Origin of the sequence: Vibrio sp. M250220 (genome assembly GCF_036533795.1) — a bacterium.
In the GTDB taxonomy this organism is placed as follows: domain Bacteria; phylum Pseudomonadota; class Gammaproteobacteria; order Enterobacterales; family Vibrionaceae; genus Vibrio.
The window spans coordinates 1-18,873 of sequence record NZ_JATABI010000002.1 but is presented as its reverse complement, the minus strand read 5'-3'; the positions used below and the strand labels follow the sequence as shown (position 1 = coordinate 18,873).

Annotated in this window: 15 protein-coding genes and 3 pseudogenes; 10 read left to right on the top strand and 8 right to left on the bottom strand. The window is 40.9% G+C overall.

Annotated elements, in window-relative coordinates; all coding sequences use genetic code 11:
* Positions 1 to 46 precede the first annotated feature (46 nt).
* On the bottom strand, positions 47 to 937 hold the full coding sequence (locus tag QTN94_RS00900) for a WYL domain-containing protein (RefSeq protein WP_233262899.1): 891 nt from the start codon (positions 935 to 937) through the stop codon (positions 47 to 49).
* A 147-nt stretch (positions 938 to 1,084) separates the two neighbouring features.
* Here QTN94_RS00900 and QTN94_RS00895 point away from each other — a divergent pair.
* Positions 1,085 to 1,312 (top strand): annotated as a pseudogene (locus tag QTN94_RS00895) (cyclic-phosphate processing receiver domain-containing protein).
* Between the two features lie 101 nt (positions 1,313 to 1,413).
* Here the strand turns inward: QTN94_RS00895 and QTN94_RS00890 are convergent.
* From QTN94_RS00890 to QTN94_RS00870, 5 genes are all read right to left on the bottom strand, one after another.
* On the bottom strand, positions 1,414 to 1,719 hold the full coding sequence (locus QTN94_RS00890) for a hypothetical protein (protein ID WP_050923106.1): 306 nt from the start codon (positions 1,717 to 1,719) through the stop codon (positions 1,414 to 1,416).
* Positions 1,720 to 1,735: 16 nt separating this feature from the next.
* Positions 1,736 to 2,104 (bottom strand): hypothetical protein, encoded by a 369-nt coding sequence (locus QTN94_RS00885; protein WP_331426569.1) that lies wholly within the window; start codon positions 2,102 to 2,104, stop codon positions 1,736 to 1,738.
* A 142-nt stretch (positions 2,105 to 2,246) separates the two neighbouring features.
* Positions 2,247 to 2,552, bottom strand: coding sequence for a hypothetical protein (locus QTN94_RS00880; RefSeq protein WP_158105387.1), 306 nt, complete (start codon positions 2,550 to 2,552; stop codon positions 2,247 to 2,249).
* Between the two features lie 45 nt (positions 2,553 to 2,597).
* Entirely contained in the window at positions 2,598 to 3,974 is a 1,377-nt protein-coding gene (locus QTN94_RS00875) for a DEAD/DEAH box helicase (RefSeq protein WP_331426568.1), read from the bottom strand.
* Between the two features lies 1 nt (position 3,975).
* Entirely contained in the window at positions 3,976 to 4,521 is a 546-nt protein-coding gene (locus QTN94_RS00870) for a hypothetical protein (protein ID WP_331426567.1), read from the bottom strand.
* Between the two features lie 125 nt (positions 4,522 to 4,646).
* Between QTN94_RS00870 and QTN94_RS00865 the strand changes: the two genes are divergently transcribed.
* Positions 4,647 to 4,943 (top strand): helix-turn-helix domain-containing protein, encoded by a 297-nt coding sequence (locus QTN94_RS00865; protein ID WP_050923122.1) that lies wholly within the window; start codon positions 4,647 to 4,649, stop codon positions 4,941 to 4,943.
* Between the two features lie 621 nt (positions 4,944 to 5,564).
* Here the strand turns inward: QTN94_RS00865 and QTN94_RS00860 are convergent.
* The gene (locus tag QTN94_RS00860; RefSeq protein WP_331426566.1) at positions 5,565 to 5,837 is read right to left on the bottom strand and encodes a helix-turn-helix domain-containing protein; all 273 of its coding nucleotides are present in this window, start codon (positions 5,835 to 5,837) and stop codon (positions 5,565 to 5,567) included.
* Between the two features lie 285 nt (positions 5,838 to 6,122).
* Here QTN94_RS00860 and QTN94_RS00855 point away from each other — a divergent pair, with 285 nt between their 5' ends.
* From QTN94_RS00855 to yfbR, 3 genes are all read left to right on the top strand, one after another.
* A complete protein-coding gene (locus QTN94_RS00855) occupies positions 6,123 to 9,599 on the top strand; it encodes a T6SS effector BTH_I2691 family protein (protein WP_331426565.1) in 3,477 nt (1,158 codons plus the stop codon).
* Positions 9,600 to 9,602: 3 nt separating this feature from the next.
* Positions 9,603 to 10,547 carry a hypothetical protein gene (locus QTN94_RS00850; protein WP_331426564.1) on the top strand — a complete coding sequence of 315 codons (945 nt, stop codon included), beginning with the start codon at positions 9,603 to 9,605 and terminating at the stop codon, positions 10,545 to 10,547.
* Positions 10,548 to 11,004: 457 nt separating this feature from the next.
* Entirely contained in the window at positions 11,005 to 11,382 is a 378-nt protein-coding gene (gene yfbR, locus QTN94_RS00845) for a 5'-deoxynucleotidase (RefSeq protein ID WP_443088774.1), read from the top strand.
* Between the two features lie 16 nt (positions 11,383 to 11,398).
* On the opposite strand, the pseudogene QTN94_RS00840 reads toward yfbR, so the two are convergent.
* Positions 11,399 to 11,533 (bottom strand): annotated as a pseudogene (locus QTN94_RS00840) (LysR family transcriptional regulator); the annotation flags it as partial.
* Positions 11,534 to 11,747: 214 nt separating this feature from the next.
* Between QTN94_RS00840 and QTN94_RS00835 the strand changes: the two are divergent.
* The 5 genes and pseudogenes from QTN94_RS00835 to QTN94_RS00815 form a co-directional block, all read left to right on the top strand.
* A pseudogene (locus QTN94_RS00835) lies at positions 11,748 to 12,068 on the top strand (anti-phage deoxyguanosine triphosphatase); the annotation flags it as partial.
* A gap of 107 nt (positions 12,069 to 12,175) precedes the next feature.
* Positions 12,176 to 14,290: a hypothetical protein gene (locus QTN94_RS00830; RefSeq protein WP_101904081.1), complete on the top strand. Its 2,115-nt coding sequence runs from the start codon at positions 12,176 to 12,178 to the stop codon at positions 14,288 to 14,290.
* Positions 14,272 to 16,401 carry a hypothetical protein gene (locus QTN94_RS00825; RefSeq protein WP_331426562.1) on the top strand — a complete coding sequence of 710 codons (2,130 nt, stop codon included), beginning with the start codon at positions 14,272 to 14,274 and terminating at the stop codon, positions 16,399 to 16,401. Before QTN94_RS00830 ends, QTN94_RS00825 begins: the two co-directional genes overlap by 19 nt.
* On the top strand, positions 16,373 to 17,386 hold the full coding sequence (locus QTN94_RS00820) for an AAA family ATPase (protein WP_101904083.1): 1,014 nt from the start codon (positions 16,373 to 16,375) through the stop codon (positions 17,384 to 17,386). Before QTN94_RS00825 ends, QTN94_RS00820 begins: the two co-directional genes overlap by 29 nt.
* A gap of 166 nt (positions 17,387 to 17,552) precedes the next feature.
* Positions 17,553 to 18,776: a site-specific integrase gene (locus QTN94_RS00815; RefSeq protein ID WP_331426561.1), complete on the top strand. Its 1,224-nt coding sequence runs from the start codon at positions 17,553 to 17,555 to the stop codon at positions 18,774 to 18,776.
* Positions 18,777 to 18,873 lie beyond the last annotated feature (97 nt).

The window sequence follows — 18,873 nt, the reverse complement described above, 5'->3', positions numbered from 1 at the left end:
AATTCTGTTGAGCGTATGGCTCGAAATTTTTCTTGTTGTGAGTTCGTTATGCCTTTGGGGCAATATCGAGCTCTGCAATATCTTTTAACTGGCTGGCATTACGCAGCCACAATAAATGTTCTCGCCCTATCAGGCTGTGATCTTCCGTACAATCCACATTCCAGTAACGCAGATAATAACCAGCAAGGGGAAGTCTTAACTTAATGCTACGATGCCAATCCGGTGAGGATTCCATAGAGAAATCCAGGGCAATAGCCTGATGGGATGATTGCGATGGATGGGGAACTAACTCAAGTTCAACCGACTGATTCCAACTATCATCACTTTCTCTCAGTTCACTTTGTGAAACTTGTTCTTCTAAATTATCAACCTGAGTAAACCGAGTGCAGACAAAGTCCCGAAACTGATTATGTTTGCGGTCAAACGCTCTGACATGCCAACGTTGTCCATTATTAACCAGAGTATGCGGTACGATAATGCGTTGTGTCTCACCTGAACTTAAAGACCAATAAGTCACTTGAATCGGTTGCTGATGGACAATACCGCGCATTAGTCCGGCGACAATATCACTGTTCGGATTGAGTTGACTGAAAGACTGAATGCAAACATCAGAGGGCTTAACAGGCATAGAGATACCGTCACCAAAACCTTCCACTAAACGTTGTAGTATGGCACTGCTATTATGCTCAAAAAGTGGCTGAAATTGTTCTGTGCGGTAGTAACGCTTATCTTCATGCTTGAGGACCAGATTATCCGGCATTAACTCACGATAGAGAGTAAAGTCACGCGAACAAGACGCCAGTCCTGTTTTAAAGTGCTGGATCAGGTCTGTTCTTGCAATATCACCAAAGTACTGCAAGCAAAAGTCTATAAAAGCCAAGCGCTCTTTTTGCGCGTAGCTTAAATCCTCTAAAGCTTTATTTCTCTGAGATCCCATTCCATACCTTGATAATTGCAACTTGGTGGATATATTAAGGCATGCAACTGATAGGTACAATCATTTTGATAGGATGATTTTGATATTATCTGTATCAGTTCGAAAAACAGGCTGTACTGATATTTTCACAATACAAAAAGGCAAGTCATGAAAGTTTACCTAGATGACGAACGACCAACTCCGGATGGATGGCTCAGAGTTTACTGGCCTGAAGAAGCCATTACATTACTCAAGTAAGGGACGGTAACTGAAATCAGCCTTGATCATGATCTTGATGATGATGAACACAGCACAGGCTATGATGTAGTTTTGTGGATTGAAGAGGCGGTTGCAACTCAAGGTTTCAACCACCTAAATCTAGGTTCACAGTGCTAACTCATCTGCAAGGCAGAAAATGGAGTTCGGTATCGTGAATATCAAACGTTTAAGTATGTTAGCTTGAACTAATAGAAAAATGGCAAAACATACTCTATTTATCACACAAGTTGAATTACATATACAGCAGCGGTTGCAGCGAAAATAGCTGCTACCTTTAGCGAAAACAATATCAATTGCCTCTTGTATCCATAAGAAATCGCTTGCTCAAGTTCGTATAGTTCAATCTTTGTTCGCTTTTCTTGATACAAAAATATGCCATCAAGTATTCTTGAGGCCATTCCTAACTTCCACTGTTCATAAAGTTTCAGTCTTTCAGCAGAAGGGAAATCATCAATGTGGTTTCTGCTTCTGATTGAAGCCGCTATCTCGTCTACAGTTCGTCTCTTTTTCAGAAGCACCGGCATTACCCCAGTAAGTTAATTAATAATCCGCTGATTTTAAGGCGCGTATTTTAGAAATCAGTTCATTAGTAACGCCCTTTCCAGACTCTGAACGTAAGTAGCGATCCGGATAATGTTGCAATAGCTCCTCAGAGCCGACATCACCACAGACGTACCATTGGGCGTTCAGACTGTGAGCATGAGCTAACATCTTACGGACTGAATTGTTGTCGTCCATATGCGTTCTGAAGGGCAATTCTGTCTCAGGGGCTAATTCATCGCCAGTAAACACACCATGTTCAATAAGGTATGAACGATTGTAAAAAGTCCCCAACGGGTAAAGTAGTAGCCCCGCTTCTGACGTTGCACTTCTTAACTTGTCGATAGCTTGAAAATCCGGTTCCACCATTTCTAAAAGTGTCTTTGTTCGAGCATTGAACCAATCTTTATACTTGGCATGTACACTTGCATTATGGTGAAAATATTCATTCGAATAGAACAAACTAAGCATGTCGAAATATAACATCTTCACTGAAATTCCCTGGGTTACATTAGGCATAGTTAAAGTGGTGCTTCATGAAAAAGTCCAGATGACATCCTCTTTCTAATGCTCTTTGCTCAATTTGCTTCCATAATACCGGTAAATAGGTTTTAAGCTCTTCCGCATCCGATTGGTGATATTCATCCTCACAATCTCCAGCAGCAGCTTTTAGCCACCCTGAAGGGGTCAAAATAGTGAGCCCCCGATGAAAATACTCAGGAATCGACTCCCGAATGAATTCTTCGCTACCGCTAGCAACATAAATTGTGACACCTTCACCCGTCGCGTAATAATAGCTAACACCGATATAGAACATATCAACTCCTTAAAAGTCTATTGCTTGATGAAACATCGTCTCTGATTATAAAAATGCTGAGACTACACGCTCACGAAATTGTCCTAACCAGATTTCATCATAAATGTCATCAAAGCCCCGGCCTGAATTGGACTGTTTGGAGTGAGTTCCCCACTCTAACTGGCTGTAACTCTTGCTAGTTTTTGTTGGTTCAGATTCAATTTCACCGCTTTGATTTGTTGCTTGTAGATGTGTGACATACTCATCTTTAACGATTTTGGCAAAGAGACATGTTTCTGGAATGTCATGCTCTATACGTTCCGCGTATTCAATTAAATTCTGCTCGGCAAACGTATAAAGCCAGGCTTGTTGATTTGGACTTTCGTTGACTCGTAATATCCGACCAAGTACTTGTCTAAAGTAAAGTTCTGTTTTTACAGCGCTGATATGACAACACACTTGTAATCGGGGAATATCAGTACCTTCGCTTATCATGCCGACACTCACAATCCATTGGGTCGTTCCTGTTTGATAGGCCTTAATTTCAGATTGTGGATCATCATGATGGTAGGTTACTAATGTTGCTGACTGGCCAAATTTTTCGGTCAATATTTTTTGTACTTGTTTTGCATGCTTCACCGATGACGAAACAACGAGACCACCGGCATTAAAAGACTCTTTCCGGATTTCACTAAGTTTCTGACATCCCAAGCCGAGGATATACTCCATTGCTTGAGTATTATGAATAACATCCTGATAAGACGTCTTTGATTGCTTAAGGAGTTCAAGAATAGAAGCAAATGATTTTTTCTCCGAACCTTCTGAAATCGTTAAATGTTCATTATCAACCAAAACTAATTTCGGCTTACGGCAAACTTTGTCAGCTATAGCTTCAGCTAATCCATACTGGTAATCACAAAAAAGCTTGCCTTCGGGATCACTATATTCAGCTAAAACAATCGGAAATTTATCTGAGCGCCAAGGAGTTCCTGAAAGAGCCAAAGTATAGGTGGCAACACCTTGTATACGCGCTAATATCTGTTGTCCCCAAATGTTGGCTCTGTCTGGCTCATCACCAGAACAGTGATGTATTTCATCAAATACGACAAGCAGCCGATATTTTTCAATGGTCCGCCAAAAGTCGTCGCCTAAATACTGAATTGACTGATAAGTAAGCGACTGACCAATTGAGCCTAGACTGCCGTTAAATGGACAATTTATGGTTATCGAGAACGTAGCCCTCATGCCATCAGCTACAGCGACTGAAGGTGAAAAGCAAAGAATGAGATCGATCATGCCTTTATCGAGTAGTGTCTTAGCCAGTGTAGCTGACATGATGCTTTTACCGGCTCCAGGTGTTGCCTGACAGAAGAAATGGTTAGAACCGGATTCGTACTTTTTCAATGCCAGAGCAACACATTCTGCTTGCCATTTCCTTAACATACTATGCTCTCTCATGTGACAACGAATTCAACATATTCGTAATTGCATTAATATTGCCCATAAATAAAGCTGCTTTTTCGTTAGCAGCAACGTTCAGACGCTCAAGAAGCTGAAATTGCTCGGGATATTGTTCTTTTAATGCTTTGTACTTATCTATCTCACCCAAAGTAACTTCCAGTTCTCCCTTTAATCTGTTGCGCTCAACCGTTAATTCAGAGTAATAGTTACTATCTTGATTTGTAACAGATACTCTTGCGCGACTCTTTCTTACACGTGATTTAGGTTTCCGAGGCTCAAAAGAGAGTGAGTTAAACTCGTCCGTTTTGAAGTATCGTTTTTCTCTACCAGAACCTTCACAGCGCAACCATCCGCTTTCAATACACTTTAATAATTGTCGATAAACAATCTTTCGAAGCTCATTGATATCTTTAGGGCTTTCGGAGAACAAGCGAGCGGCATCTCGGGCCTCGATAACGGAAAACCCATCCATCTTTTTTTCTATCAATAACTTATAAATATACACGTTTATCTTTTGAGAACGTTTCACATACAACTCCAAAACACCAAAAACTTAGGATTGCTAAGTATACAAAAATAAGTAAAACTTAGACAATCTAAGTTATCGAAGGATTTAAGAGAAATGAATCGTCTGTGGAAGACAACCCGATACCTATGCGGCTTAAACAAGCTCGCAAACATGCCAAAATTACCCAGAAAAACTTGGGGATAATGATCGGTATGGATGAAAGCTCTGCAAGTGGCCGAATGAACCATTACGAAAAAGGGCGACATACGCCGGATATCAGCACATTAAGAAAAATGGCTGATGCTCTTGGCGTGCCGTTAAATTACTTTTTTTGTGAGGATGAGGCGTCTGCTGAGTTAGCGACGGCAATCTCGAGATTATCTGAAGATAAAAGAAATCAAGTGCTTAACTTTGTAAAATCACTCGAAGAAAGTGACGAGTAAAGCAGAGATTCAAGCCCTTTCGTGCATTGACCCCGACAAATACTATAACGCTCCTCAAAGTCTAAAATGCAGTACATACAATTTTTCGCATCCAAGGGTTGGGGAAATTATTAGCCGCCAGAGAAAATGGGCTAGTTTGAACCGATACCACTCTGACTAAAGTTAATTTACTTATATTCGTGGTGGTAGGGATTGTGAAACGAATTGGTAGATTAGCCCTACTGTGGGAGTAGTAATAAAGCCTCATACCTGACAATAAAGAATCATATTGAGTACTCAAGTATCATACTATAGTGGCAGCTAGCTTATCAGTGCGCTGCGGTTTCTAAATGGAAAGTGCCCCATTATTGTTTTCGGTGAACAGATTAGCGTATCAAGTCAACTCGCAATTTCCTTAAATACAGCTCATGTGATGATGTTGGTTATTATGCGCTAAAAGCGGACTTTTAGATTACACGGATGGGCCACTCCGAGTTAATTGCTCAGTATTGAGCTGCACTATTCACGAACCTAGCGTGTCACTAACACTCGGGTATATGGGGTAACTTCTAATAGAGATTGCATTTGAAGCGAGAATGAGAAAGTCACCAACGACAGGGCATCAATAGGCTGGATAGATACCTACCGGCCCTGAATCCATCCAGATTCACTATTTGTGATTTGGTTTAATTTTTTACTGAAGTTACCTCTGTTGATACCCAGAATCCTTGCAGCCTTTGATTGATTACCGCGCGTATGAATCATCAACTCAGTAAACAATACTTCTATCACTATAGGGGTAACCCAAGACATATCAGGGTCGGCTGATTTTGTATCAAACCATGTGGGTTCCAGCTCTTGTCGGATAAGCTTTTTAAACTGTTTTTTGTTGATTGGGGTTAGTGGGGCATTCATATTATTTTGAGTTATTGATGGACTTTGTCATTAGGGCTAATTTATCATGAAACCGTCTCAAAATCTGCAACTCATAGGATTGATGTTCCTATCACCACAGTAGCAATGTCGTAGCGATGGCCTATTCCCAAAGAACCAAAAATTAGCAGTTTCGTACAACTTATTGGGATATCTTACAATTTTTTGTTTCTTGAACACTCTTGAGGGCCATTTATAAGGCCTGCTCGTTGGTCTAAAACTTGCTTTACAGTCGCTAGTATTCCACCTTATCGACGTTGTGAACTTATGAGCAATCCTCTCCCTCCCAAAACATCCATGTTATGGAATGACCACCCTTACACCTACGAAGAAGCCGTTGCGGCGTATGAAAAGGATGGGACCTTGTCTTCATTGACTGAAGCTTCAACCGCGCCCTCAAATGATATTGCAGGCTCACCACCTGAGAGTAGTATGTTTTGGGAAGGAGAAACCAAGAAAATAGACCCTCCATCAAAACCAGAGCCAAGAACGATTGATATGACGCAGAGAAACGAGCCAACAGAAGCTGGGCCTGCACATTTCATCCCCGTGCGTTACGCTATCGACCAACTTGACAATGAAGACACTTCACCATTTGGTTTACCCACTGAATGGCAAGGTAAAGGGCCTGCAAAGCTCAACACCATTGGCTATACACTTCGCCAAGTGCGTGATGGTTGGCTTTATGTTTATGACTCCGTTAGGAAGGTCCTTGATGAATACGAGGTGAAGGGGACACAATTTACGCTTTACAAACTTGGAGCAGCAGAAAGTCCAGACTCCGAGACGAGAGGAACACCAGAGTCCCCAAGTCCGTTTCTGACTTATACTGACAAAAGCGTGCTGTCGATTTGTTACTCTGAACACCGCTGGACATGGAACATGTTCATGCGCGTCCTTAACAACCCCAGCAGTCATCTTGACCGCATGCAAACCGTGGTATTAACAGCGAACTCGCGGCAATCTCATATTGCGCCTATCGCCCAGCTCTCTGAAGTGGCCGACATCGAAGCCTCTGCTATCGATGATGGCCGCTTTGCTGATTCTGGCATCGCCACCAACGCCGATGAAGACGGCTCTGTCTTTAAACCTGTTGCCGCTGAAAGTGATTTAACGTCTGCGATTCCAGAGGACGAATCGGGTTACTTCGTCGCAATAAAAGACTACGCCGCTGACATACAAGACATGTCGCTGCTGTTTGTGGGAGCCGCCAGTCCTTACCGTCTTTTCATCGACCAGTATTCAAACCAGTGGAACTTGATGCAAACCGCCATGCAGCTATCCATGTTTGGGGCAAGTGACGAAATAAACATGCCCGCACGTGTTAAGCGCAGCGGTAAAGAGCTGTCGTTTTATGCTGATATGGCAGAATATTACGATTCATTGACACAGCTTGATTTAGCAGAGAAAAACAAAGGGGCGATTCAATCAGGTTATCCTGCCCAATTTTCTGCGGGTGCGATTGAATCCAGCCAAAATACACAGTCTGCAATTGCTCAGTCTATTCAAGAGAAATACGGTATATCCGCCAGTCGTTTTGGCTACTACGAGCAGTGGATTGCCAGCGACCGCTGGCGCAAGCAGCTCAACTGGAAACAAATGTTGAGTGAAATGCAGGCGCTATCAGAGCAAAAAGAGACCATGCTTGCTCAGGTAACTTGCGTAAAGCGTGATTTTATTTCGGTATTAGAAACTCTCACCCCTCATCATCTCGAACGTGTCTTCGACCTTTACAGCGAGGAGACGCAATATAGCCTCTATCAGCTTCACCTCGCGGCGGTGGAAGCGTTTAGCCTTGTGATTGAAGAAGAGGACCGCGTTTGGGCAGAAAACCAATGGGAAAGACCAACCAGCTTATTACCGCTCTATACCTCTGGTTTTAGTCGAAGTGTGTACAATGAGTTGAACAAATCACTTCCCGACCCCCTATCAACATCGCCAGACGATGAAGAACAATGGTTAGACCATGTCTCTTCGGTGAGCAATAAAACGGGGATGTATGCGAAGGTCATGGACTTTGTCACAAACCCGAACACCTCTGAAACCGACATTTTGAAAGACTTGGCAAAAGGTTTTAGAGAGCTCGACATCCTATTCAAAGCCTCCATCAGCGCGGCATTGAAGGGAACGCTAGAGGTGGGTGTGAGTTTAACCTCTCAAGCTTCTATCCTATTGATGCCAACGCTGGCTAAGCCACTGACTAGAAATAGCTTTCAATGGCGAGCGACTGTAGCTGAGCGTATGGCACAAACGATGCCGGTGAGTATTAACGACAACTATGCCCAAGAATTCAAAGATTGGAAAACGCGCCTTGAAGATAACCTTGCAGAGCTGAAGAAAAACAACCGCATTATTGCTGAGGTGAATCAAAACCAACGTAAGGCGACGGCTAAGTATAAAAACGCATTAAAGAACCAGCGCCGACTCAAAAAGTCATTAGCGGTGGCAACGTTAGAATATCCACAGCGCATCATACTCCCAGACGATTTACCACAAGCAACGGTTGAATTTAGAACAAGGATAATCAGTGAGGCAGCTGATGATTTACATAAACTGTTCGAGAACGCAGGCGGACTGGGCTTTTTAGCCCTGCTGTTTAACAGCATTGCTTTGACCGATGCCATGAGCAGTATTGCCGATACTGGCTTGATGACTTCAGATGAATTCTTAGACATACAACAAAAGCTGTTTTATACCGCCAGTGCGTGGACGGGTATTCGGACGGGGAAATTATGGGATAATGTTAAAGGGAATGAGAAACTAAGAAAGCACTCACTGCAAACTCTAAAAAAGTTAGTCGATCGAAATGCTAAAGGTTTTAAAAACTTGATCCTTGATGACTTAAAGGTGTTCAATAAATGGCTCGCAATAACAGGGGCATTAGGTGCGCTGGCTTCAGGTATTGAGGCTTACCGTTCTTGGCAGAGACAAGATGAGATGTATGGCAGAGAATTGGTGTTTCAACGATTGAATACAGCGACGTTAGGTGCAGTAAGTGTTATAGGTGGACTTCAATTCGGTGCCTCAACAGGGTTGCTTTCGACCAACATAGTATTCGGTGCCCCAGTTGTGGCGGCTTTAGTTGTAGCGGCGATTATTACTTTAGCTGGGAATCATGTTTTGAGTAAATTAAAGCAAGATGACTACCAAAAATGGTTAGATAAACTGCCGTGGGGCTATCATCCGTCTCGCGCTCAGTGGAGCCAATCTGCAAGCTTGCCTGAAAGAGAGAAGCATAATTCAGCATTAGTACGTCAAGCGCTATTTGACTTAGAATGCATCATTCAGCAGCCTACGGTATACCATCAGCCTATTGAAAAAGTACAAGCCTATCCAGGCTATACGCATCGTGAGTTAATTGGCTTGGAAGTGCATATTCAACTGCCACGTCGTGCTGCAACCAGTGGGATTACAGTGAGTACCAATACCAAAGCCACTGAAGAGGAATTGACTTCAGGCTCTTGGCATAAGAATGCTGACTTAGTCACGCTACAAAATCAGAACAAAGCCAGCGCTGAATCGGTGGTGTATAAGGTAACATTGCCCATTGAAGAAACAGACCAACACTTTGCTATGCAAGTGGCGTATGATGTGGAAGATGATGCTCCAGCTAAGCGTGAGTATTGGTTCCAAAATGGTGTAAAGCAGAGTGCAACTTATGGCGTAATCACAGACAATAGGAAACAAAATAGCATTGAAAAATCGCTGACCGCCGTTGTTGGCATATTAGGTTTCCAGGAGTAACCCTTGGCATATTCACCATTTTACATCACCCCAGAAGAGTTGGCGGTTTATCAAGAAGCGCAAGAGCAAGAGATTCTTACAGGGGACAATTTAACTACTTGGCATAAGTACGATATTGAAGAGCCAAGTCGATACCTTTATTTGTTCTATTCGATCGTGCCAATGGTGCCGGCAATTGTATTTTTCTATTTCATAGGTTTTTGGGCAGGAGGGTGGGTTAACGATGTTATATCGGTGTTTGTCACATTGTTTATCTACTCGCTAAGCTACTTCATGTATGGTCGAGATTATAGTTACAGCTACATTTTTTCTGACAAAGGCTTTGTGATGAAAAAGCGTCGCAATATGCCTAAATGGGTGAATACTGCGACGCAAGCCATTGGCTGGATAGGCGCGGTGGTGTGTGTGGTGATGGTAGCGGTGGTTGGCCCAATGGCGTTAGCGGGCGCTGGCGCCCTTATTTTACTCTCATTTGGTATGTTAAAACGCCAGCCTGATATACCAACAGAAGTGAGAGTCGGAGAGCGTGAAGATTGGCTATTTGCTGACTACAATAAGAAAAGAAAAGTACTCCAATTCTATTTTAAGTATGACAGGTGCGAATACCAAGATACTGCTCAAGAGATTGTCTTTCGCTCACAAGATCGATTCGATTGTTACGTTTTCTTTAAAACTGAAGCAGATTTAGAATCCATGGTCGCGCAACTGTCAACGGTCTACAAACTGAATTGTACAGAGGTCGAGGACCATAAAAAGCTGTTTGAAGCGAAGCCAGAATCAAGACTGTTTAGTATTCCTGTTTGTAGTCGAGAATATAAAACCGATGAGGTATTTGATTTAAGGGCGGCAAACACCCCTCTCCCTGAGCGTGAATACCTTTACAACGGCAAGTGGCAAACCGAGTCTGAGATTGAACAACTTAAAGCAGAAAGCATAACCCCTGAGTGACGATACCTGATATCATCTTTGCCACTCTCGCTAGTTGTTAAAATGTAGAAGCCTCCGATATTGGAGGCTTCTTTAAATTGTTACTTTTTGAATATCTATTCGAAGCATGCTTAATAGCAACTGAGATAAATACCATTTTTCATCCAAAAAAGTAATATCAGGAGAGCTAATTAGAGTTTTATACCTAAGTAACTTTTGTCCAAAAACTAGTAACAACAACGAGTATTATGACAACAACGAGTATTATGACTGTGATGTTACTCTATGTATTCTATTTAACATCAGAAAACGACAAATGTTGCATACCACATTAAAATATAGAAATAGGTGCAACATTTGTATGCGAGAATACAAATGTTGCATAGGTAGCTTTATGTCGAGGTTTAGTTTATCGAATATGGTTCTAACTCATTATTTAACCGACATTCTTCACCCATTCACTAACTTAGCCCATCAGATGCTTAAGCGAACTAATCAGGATTTACCAACACCCGTTAAGTACTACAATCCAGAGATAGCCAAAGAATACAAAAAGATTGAGGCTGCCGCAGAAAAGAAACTGTTATCTATGCTGCCCGAAGAATTTCACGATGATTTCACCCCATATTTAATCTCCCAACAAGCGCATTCCGATGATGCCATGATAGTTAAGCAAGCCGATACCATTTGCGCCTATCTGAAATGTCTCGAAGAACTGAGTGCAGGCAATCATGAGTATGCGCTGGCGAAAAAACGCTTAGATGTCACCTTAAAGCAACGCTTTACCCCAGAGATGGAATATTTCCTAAATACCTTCGCACCAAGCTTCGAGCTCTCTTTAGACGAGATCAGCTAATACAGCTTGTTGCCACTTAATTACGATGCTGGAACGCGTTAAGCAAATATTCAATCAACACTTTCTTACGTTTCGGCATCAGTTGCCTATCTGCATAGACAAGACTCACCTGTACTTCAGGCATCTTGTACTCAGGTAATAAGCGCACAAGCAAGTCTGATTGCGACCATGCAACGCGACGCCGCTATTATGGCCTACAACGATGTATTTCTGATGATGACGGCTTTTCTCGCCGTGGCTGCTGTTTTGATTTTAAGTATGAAGGACTAGCCTATGGATCAAGTGGCAAAATTTTCATAGTTTTCTGCCACTTGAAGTCCTCTCTGCATCGGTGTACGGTTAGGAAAAACAGAGGGGTATTGCCTATGACGTTTCAAATCAGCGATTTATGGCATCAACGTCATGATGATGAACATAAGATTCGTCGTGATGACCACCGCAGCCCATATCAACGCGATCGTGCCCGTATTCTTCATTCTGCTGCCTTTCGCCGCCTACAAGCGAAAACTCAGGTTCACGGCAAAAGTTTCGATGACTTCCACCGCACTCGTTTAACGCATTCATTAGAAGCCGCTCAACTAGGCACCGGAATTGTCGCGCAATTGAAAAAGAAACAACCAGAGTTTCGTGATCTGCTGCCCAGTGACAGTTTGATTGATTCACTTTGCCTTGCACATGACATTGGCCAATATACGAAAAAATCCTGATCACATCACTTTTTTCTAATGTCTACTACAATACTCTATATGGAATTTACATATTGCATCACTAAATTGGATTGGGTAGACAAACCATGGCAAAAAAGAAGGCTAATAAGAAGATAACCAACATTGCAAAGTCATCCAATAAGGTGATATCTCTTCCTGTAGTTGATCGGTATAACTTGTCTCCTTACAAACATTACGTAGATTCGCCAACAAATAGTTACCGTCTGTTTTTTGAACACCCAAAATCTAAAGATGAAGTGAATAGCGACAAACATTCACAAAAGAGTTTTTTTTATGCAGGGCAGTACACTAGAGGAGGGGCTCAAGGCAAATTTTGGATTGTGGGATCAGGAAAAGAACTTGTAGGTGAAGATATTGCTAAAAAATTTGCGCAACTACTAACTAAGAAAATCTTAGTATCTGATCTGGCCAAAGGGTCGATTGCAAAATTTCAATCAGTAATAAAGTATTTCTTTATATACCTCTCCTCTCAACCATCCCCTCCTGCATCCTTCACCGAGTTAAATATTAATCACTTCAGTCGATGGTGCGATACCTTTCCTTCCAAAAAAGCAGCTAATTATCTGAGCCATATGAAAATGCTTTTTGAAGGTATTCCTTTTATTAATCTTAAGTCTATACGAATAAGAAAAGATGAAATTGTCAAACCGACTCCATTAAGAGACATCAACTTTGACGAACTAGTTAGACCAGCTGACTACAGTGACGTCGAGTTAATACAAATTCTTTCCTACGTGTTCTATGAAATCGAACGCTCAAGAGAACAATTCGAGCTACTTGAAAATGTGAGTTCAGATATGCTCGGGAAGGACTATCTACCACTCAATGAGATCACGAGTCGTAACCCTACTTTGACCCGTTTGTTTAATTCCAAAGAAGATGGACACAGAGCCTTGATGGCAAATCTCACATTATTGTTGAGACAAAAAGACAATGAAATACCGATAGGTGGCTATTCTCACGCAAGCCTTTTCCAAAAAAAATTAAATTCGGTGAGTAAGACTAAAACCTGGAAGCACCTAGATCCTTATAAAAAATATATGTCCTTTTTGTTGTCACAATGTTGGCCAACATCGTATAAATCTAAAGGAAACGAACCCGATTACAAATGGTTAATATTGCAATCACATCATCATGAGTTTGCCATTCTAATTTATTTGATGATAACGACGGGAGTCAATCTCGAAGCGGCAATGAGCTTGAAGTGGGTCGTTAATGGGAAACCTTGGTATAAAAATTTTGATGTCCAAATGGGAATCACTGAAGACAGCGCACCTCAAAATCAATCAATTGTACTCGTTGGCAAAAAAATAAAAGGGCAAGCAAAAAAACAAGCTGTTAAACCTATCAACATCCCCCTAGATGTAACTAGTCCCCTTTACAGTTATCTCAAATTTCTCGATAAAACTCGACCTCCTAAGCGTAAGTATCTTTTCACCATCGGATATTCGACTATACATCTATTATGCAAATCCTTTTGCTCACACTATCAAATATTTAACGAAAATGGGGAAAGGATTTCGTCTCTACATACGATGCGCTTTAGAAAAACGTTTGTAGGACACGAACTACTCAAACTGCTGAAAGATGTCAAAAATGCTGACGAGCTAGTTAGCCGATTGAAAACGGCTCTCAACCACGAACAATTTGATACAACATTTTTCAGTTACATAATGAAAAGTGGACTAAGTAATCTTACGATGGATAGTGCAATTGTTGCACTTACTACTGACATGCTAGAAAAAATGATGACTTTTCAGGGACAGATAAAGCTTGATAACGAGCGCGAGCCTGGCGCCACTCAAGTGTTTTTGTGCGACTGTTCAGACCCCAGTAAACCTTCACACAATCTACCCGTTGCAGATCATTGTAAGACTTATGACTTATGCCTTGGATGTATACGCAGTGAGGTCTACGCAGAACATTTGCCTGCGATTTGCTACCGTATATTTCAATACGAACAGCAACGTAAATCTGATCCTGATATTTTTAAAGCAACACTAGATGATAGGCTTCATACTGCCTTAGATACAGTTAATCAATTCAAAATTCGTCACCCGAAAGGGAAAGAGTTGGTTGAACATGCCTATGCCACAGCAAACCTAGCACTAAAAGACAATATCCCATTATTACCTCCTATTCTGCAAAGTGGTGTAAGTTCATGCAAATCATTGAAATAAATCAACCTAATAACGAATCTCTAACAGCATATGGTTACCAACAATGGTCAGTATTAAATTCTCTTGAGAAAGAATACGAAAATATCGATATGAGCAAAATATCAGCCACATCAACTTTCCATGACGATAATTGGGTACCTCATGGCGGATCACTGTACAACTTTCGGTGGAATGACTGGTTTCCCGACGAAACAGACTTGCCACTAATGCTTGTTTGTAAGCTGGTTTGTTATCACCAATTGAGCTTTGCAAACTTAGCAATTTCAACGGTAAAAAAATCAGTAGCAGGATTTGTTACGACTTTTCGTGACCTTTTTCGTTCGAAAAATATATTAACCAGCAAACGTAACCAACCATTTAATACTCTACTACAATTAACCAGTAATGATATTTTGCTCACAGCTCAAAATTATCTTGCAAAAGAAAATGCACTTAGTCCTGGTCCATTCGAGTTTTTAAATCGGATAAAACACATTTATTCAGAGGTATACAGCAATGCCTATTTTTTAACTTCTGGGCTAATATTGCCATGGAATACGCAGAATATTAGCGTGCAGGCATGGGTAAAAAAGCTAAGACAAACACACGGCTTGAATACATCCGTAAAATCATACCCTCCCTTGGATCTAGCGGTTGTAAGCCAGTTAGTTCAAAATGCTACTCCATTTATTGATGAGTATTATCAGCTTCTAACCTATGTGTTCAATGAAATCGAAATAACTCAGAAAGACACTACTCAAAAAAAACACACTTTAACCAAGAAAACAAGGAAACATATTAGAACAAAGTTTGGCGAACAACTTTCAAAGATTATTCCTCTTAAATTAGATAATCAAGGAGCCCTTAAAGCCAGTTGGTTTAGAGAATTAGAGACACTCATTCAAGGAGCCGCAGCTTGGATAATTTTATTGACAACAGGCCTTCGTAACGTGGATATGAGACATTTGGAAAAAGGTTGTTGTCAAAATTCCAAACGTCATGACCTGTTGCATTACCTAATTACTGACATCAAGAAAACACATCTAAGTCGCTATATTCTACCAGTTCCACCTCAAACGCATAAAGCAGTAATGCTTCTTGAACAGTGTAAACGACTTGCTCCATCGAAAAAAAGTCGCTATCTATTCACTTGTACTTCTTCCATGTCAAATAACAATCTTATAGATGCAACTGACGGTTATAAAATAGATGACTGCGGAACTTTTAACCATATCCTACGAAATTTCGCTTCTCACTACAAAATTAAGTTAATCACGCTTTCAGATAGCAATGATGAAGCCAGTTGTCACTGTGTACGAGCAACATTAGCTGGATGGATTGGTACTCACAGTGCTGCCGCTATTTTACTACTAAAAAAGCTTTTTGGTCACTCTAATGCGCTAATGCCTGATGCTTACCTAGCCCACAATCCGGTAATTATTAAGGAACGTAACAGACACATTGCTGAAGGCATCAACAAAATGTCAGAAGAATTATCTGATGCAATCGTCCGAGGGAAAGTAACGGGGAAAGCAGGAGATCGCCTGTTAGCTGGTGCAGAAGTTATTCGATTACAAATCGCAAAAGATAATTCTGAAGACACGGACGATACTTCCCAATCTAACCAAAAACCAATTACTTCCTCCGGTTCAGCTACTGCCACTTCAATACACCATCACCAGATTACGGAAATGGATATGCGAGTTCAGCTTAAGGAACGTATCAAGGAGTTATTACATACCAGAATAAAAGACCAACAGATATATGCACTTAAAACCCCGATGGCGGTGGTCTGTGTGCGAAATACTAGCAACAACAGTGACGCTCCTTGTACTATTGCGGGTAATCACAAAACACGCCAAAGTCTAAGACTTAGTAAGCTCATTACTGATGCACTTGGAACACCACCATGTCCAGCCAACTGCGTGGGAAAAGCTTGTGGTGATGCACTGTTTGGCGATACCTGGAGCCAAGATCTGCTTCTAAGCTTTGATTACTATATTCGTTATTTAGAAGGAGTTGGTCATCAATCTATAGCAATAAGAGACGAAGCCAAGAATTTCATATCAACATACGGTTCAATATTAAAAGAACTGTACGCTGATGAACGAGAACCCGGATATTTTGAGTGATATAATGACAGACACACGAAAGCCCCGAGACAAACGTACTCATGACGAAAGACTGGCAGATCTTCGTAGTAATTTTGAACAACTCAAAGCTCAAGCGATCGCTAACGGCAAAATCAATGATTGTTCAATCACTAAAGTCTGCCACAAGGCTTCCGTCTCCACATCATATATGGCTGGAAATAAGCTTAAAAACGGTGGTCTGAATAAGCGATATAAACAAATAGCTGAGGACATCAATGAATTCAGAAGTAACTTTGAAAAACTCCAAGCTGATTCTGAGCTAACATTACTCATTAAAGAAAAGCATGCTTTAGAAGATCAACGAAATCAAGCTCAAATGGATTACCTAGAAGCTTTAAGATCAATTCAAGGGCTCAAACAATTATTGGAAGACAAAAACAAACAACTCAAAAGTCATCAACAGTTAGCAGCTAATATTGCTTATCAAAATTTACAGACAGAGCCATTACGAAAAGAACCTCGTCAGTTCGCCCGTTTTTCAACAGCACAAGTAATTTCACCAGATAAATATCTGTATAAAAATGGTAAATACACTTTTCATGATGAAAGAATGAGGGAAACTGCTTGGATCAGTGCAAAAAATGAACTTGAAACACTACTAAAACGACCATTATCTACACGGGTTTATATGTGCGTAGGGATGCCATGTTCAGGAAAAACAACTTGGACTAAAGGTTCCTACTACTATCCAGATCGACATCCAGTAGTAATTGATGCAACGAACCTTACTAAATCAGACCGAAGTCGTTGGTTCAACCTTGTTTATAAATATAAGTATCAAGCAGATATAAAAATGTGTGCGGTATATTTTGAAGTCCCTTATGCTGTGCTACAAGAGAGGAACAACCAGCGAACACCAGACCGACGCATTCCTGATAATAAACTTCAAAATATGCAACATCGACTCGAGCCAGCAGATATATCTGAAGGTTTTGATGAAATAATGGCAATCCGATATGAGTAACATGAACAACGCTCATCCGGTTATCATAAAATTTTAACATATAAGTAAATATTAAAATAAAAACACCGTAATTACTAAACAGGCTTTATGATCATTTGAATACGATGTACGAGACGAGCAATCGTTAGTCAACACAGGATTGATAGCTTGAGTATTGGAGGACGCTATGAGACGTATTGAATTTAATCACCACCTACCAGATCCAGTACCGTTCCCATACTACAGCGACAACGGTGAAGTCCAAAAAGACCTACTTGGCTTTCTATTATGTCGATACTATCACTACTCACGATTGAATAATTTTAAAGAAATTAATTCATTCGACAGTGTTACACCGACAACTATCCAGCAAGTTGCACATCGCGCAGCTTTTCTGCTGAACCGACTCGAAGAGAATCAAGATAATGAAGGCAATCCAGAACCTATCCATTACTTGGAAGCAACATATCAACACATCGCGCAATTAATTCAACATCTGTATGAAAAAGAAGGCTGGAAAGGGGAAAGTCTTGTTAACTATGTTTCTTCATGGCGGCTTTTTTTCGAATTTCTGACTCTTGAAAACATCTCACATAACTTAATTTTTCCAGATAAAATCTTAAACCATCGAAAGGTGGATGAAGATGATTACTTTCTTTCCCACACGAGTTCTTTTTCGCCTTTAGAAACAGTTGAGATTGAAAGCGCCGTACCTTGGAGGTATAGAGTTCAAGTAGATGACTACAAGGACTCGATCATATCAATGAATGACTGGTTTAAGTTATACAATGCGTTAAATGAAGACGATGTGGTTTACGCAACAATGGCCGCAACAATAATGCAAACATTCCTACGCATAGCTGGTATTTTACAGTTTCCGTTGAGCCCTACAGAAATGAATCCACATTGGAAACGTTATATTGAGATGGAACGAAATAGTGATGAATTCCAATATCTTTATTACATAAGTAAGGGGCAAAAAGTAAAGCGTTGTCAGGTTCATCTCTGTACCATGAAATTGATTCATGATGACTATATTGACAGCGTTTATGATGAAAGATTTAAATTATATCAAGAAAATTATGTCAAAAGTAAACATGCTAAAAAACAGCAGCGTTCATCGGGGCAGCGCTTTACTTGGCTAAACAAAAATGGGACTCCTGTTTCTCGAAGGGAACTCCAAGCAGCCTTTCAAAGAGCAAGTGAAAAAATAGGAGTAAGTGTCCATCCTCACTCTCTGCGCCATACAGGTGCAACACATTTATTATATACATGGGCGGAGAAAAAAGGGATTGAAATCACAGAGGCAAATGCCACTGATATTCATTTATGGTTAAAGTACCAATTGGGGCATGAAAATATTAAAACTACTCTGTATTACATCAGAACCATTCGGTGTTTTTCAAGATAGTTGCCATCATTTGCTTGCTTATTAAGCTGCTTCTCTTTCTGGATTTAGGTGTACGTTACCAACTGGTTCACAGTTCCTGATATCACCAGGCCAGCGC

Coding starts and splice junctions, on each gene's coding strand:
- QTN94_RS00885 (WP_331426569.1), bottom strand. CDS start 2,104: ATGGTGGAACCGGATTTTCAAGCTATCGACAAGTTAAGAAGTGCAACG.
- QTN94_RS00815 (WP_331426561.1), top strand. CDS start 17,553: ATGAGACGTATTGAATTTAATCACCACCTACCAGATCCAGTACCGTTC.
- QTN94_RS00825 (WP_331426562.1), top strand. CDS start 14,272: ATGCAAATCATTGAAATAAATCAACCTAATAACGAATCTCTAACAGCA.
- QTN94_RS00900 (WP_233262899.1), bottom strand. CDS start 937: ATGGGATCTCAGAGAAATAAAGCTTTAGAGGATTTAAGCTACGCGCAA.
- QTN94_RS00890 (WP_050923106.1), bottom strand. CDS start 1,719: ATGCCGGTGCTTCTGAAAAAGAGACGAACTGTAGACGAGATAGCGGCT.
- QTN94_RS00865 (WP_050923122.1), top strand. CDS start 4,647: ATGCGGCTTAAACAAGCTCGCAAACATGCCAAAATTACCCAGAAAAAC.
- QTN94_RS00855 (WP_331426565.1), top strand. CDS start 6,123: ATGAGCAATCCTCTCCCTCCCAAAACATCCATGTTATGGAATGACCAC.
- QTN94_RS00820 (WP_101904083.1), top strand. CDS start 16,373: ATGAACGAGAACCCGGATATTTTGAGTGATATAATGACAGACACACGA.
- QTN94_RS00875 (WP_331426568.1), bottom strand. CDS start 3,974: ATGTTAAGGAAATGGCAAGCAGAATGTGTTGCTCTGGCATTGAAAAAG.
- QTN94_RS00880 (WP_158105387.1), bottom strand. CDS start 2,552: ATGTTCTATATCGGTGTTAGCTATTATTACGCGACGGGTGAAGGTGTC.
- QTN94_RS00830 (WP_101904081.1), top strand. CDS start 12,176: ATGGCAAAAAAGAAGGCTAATAAGAAGATAACCAACATTGCAAAGTCA.
- yfbR (WP_443088774.1), top strand. CDS start 11,005: ATGCTTAAGCGAACTAATCAGGATTTACCAACACCCGTTAAGTACTAC.
- QTN94_RS00860 (WP_331426566.1), bottom strand. CDS start 5,837: ATGAATGCCCCACTAACCCCAATCAACAAAAAACAGTTTAAAAAGCTT.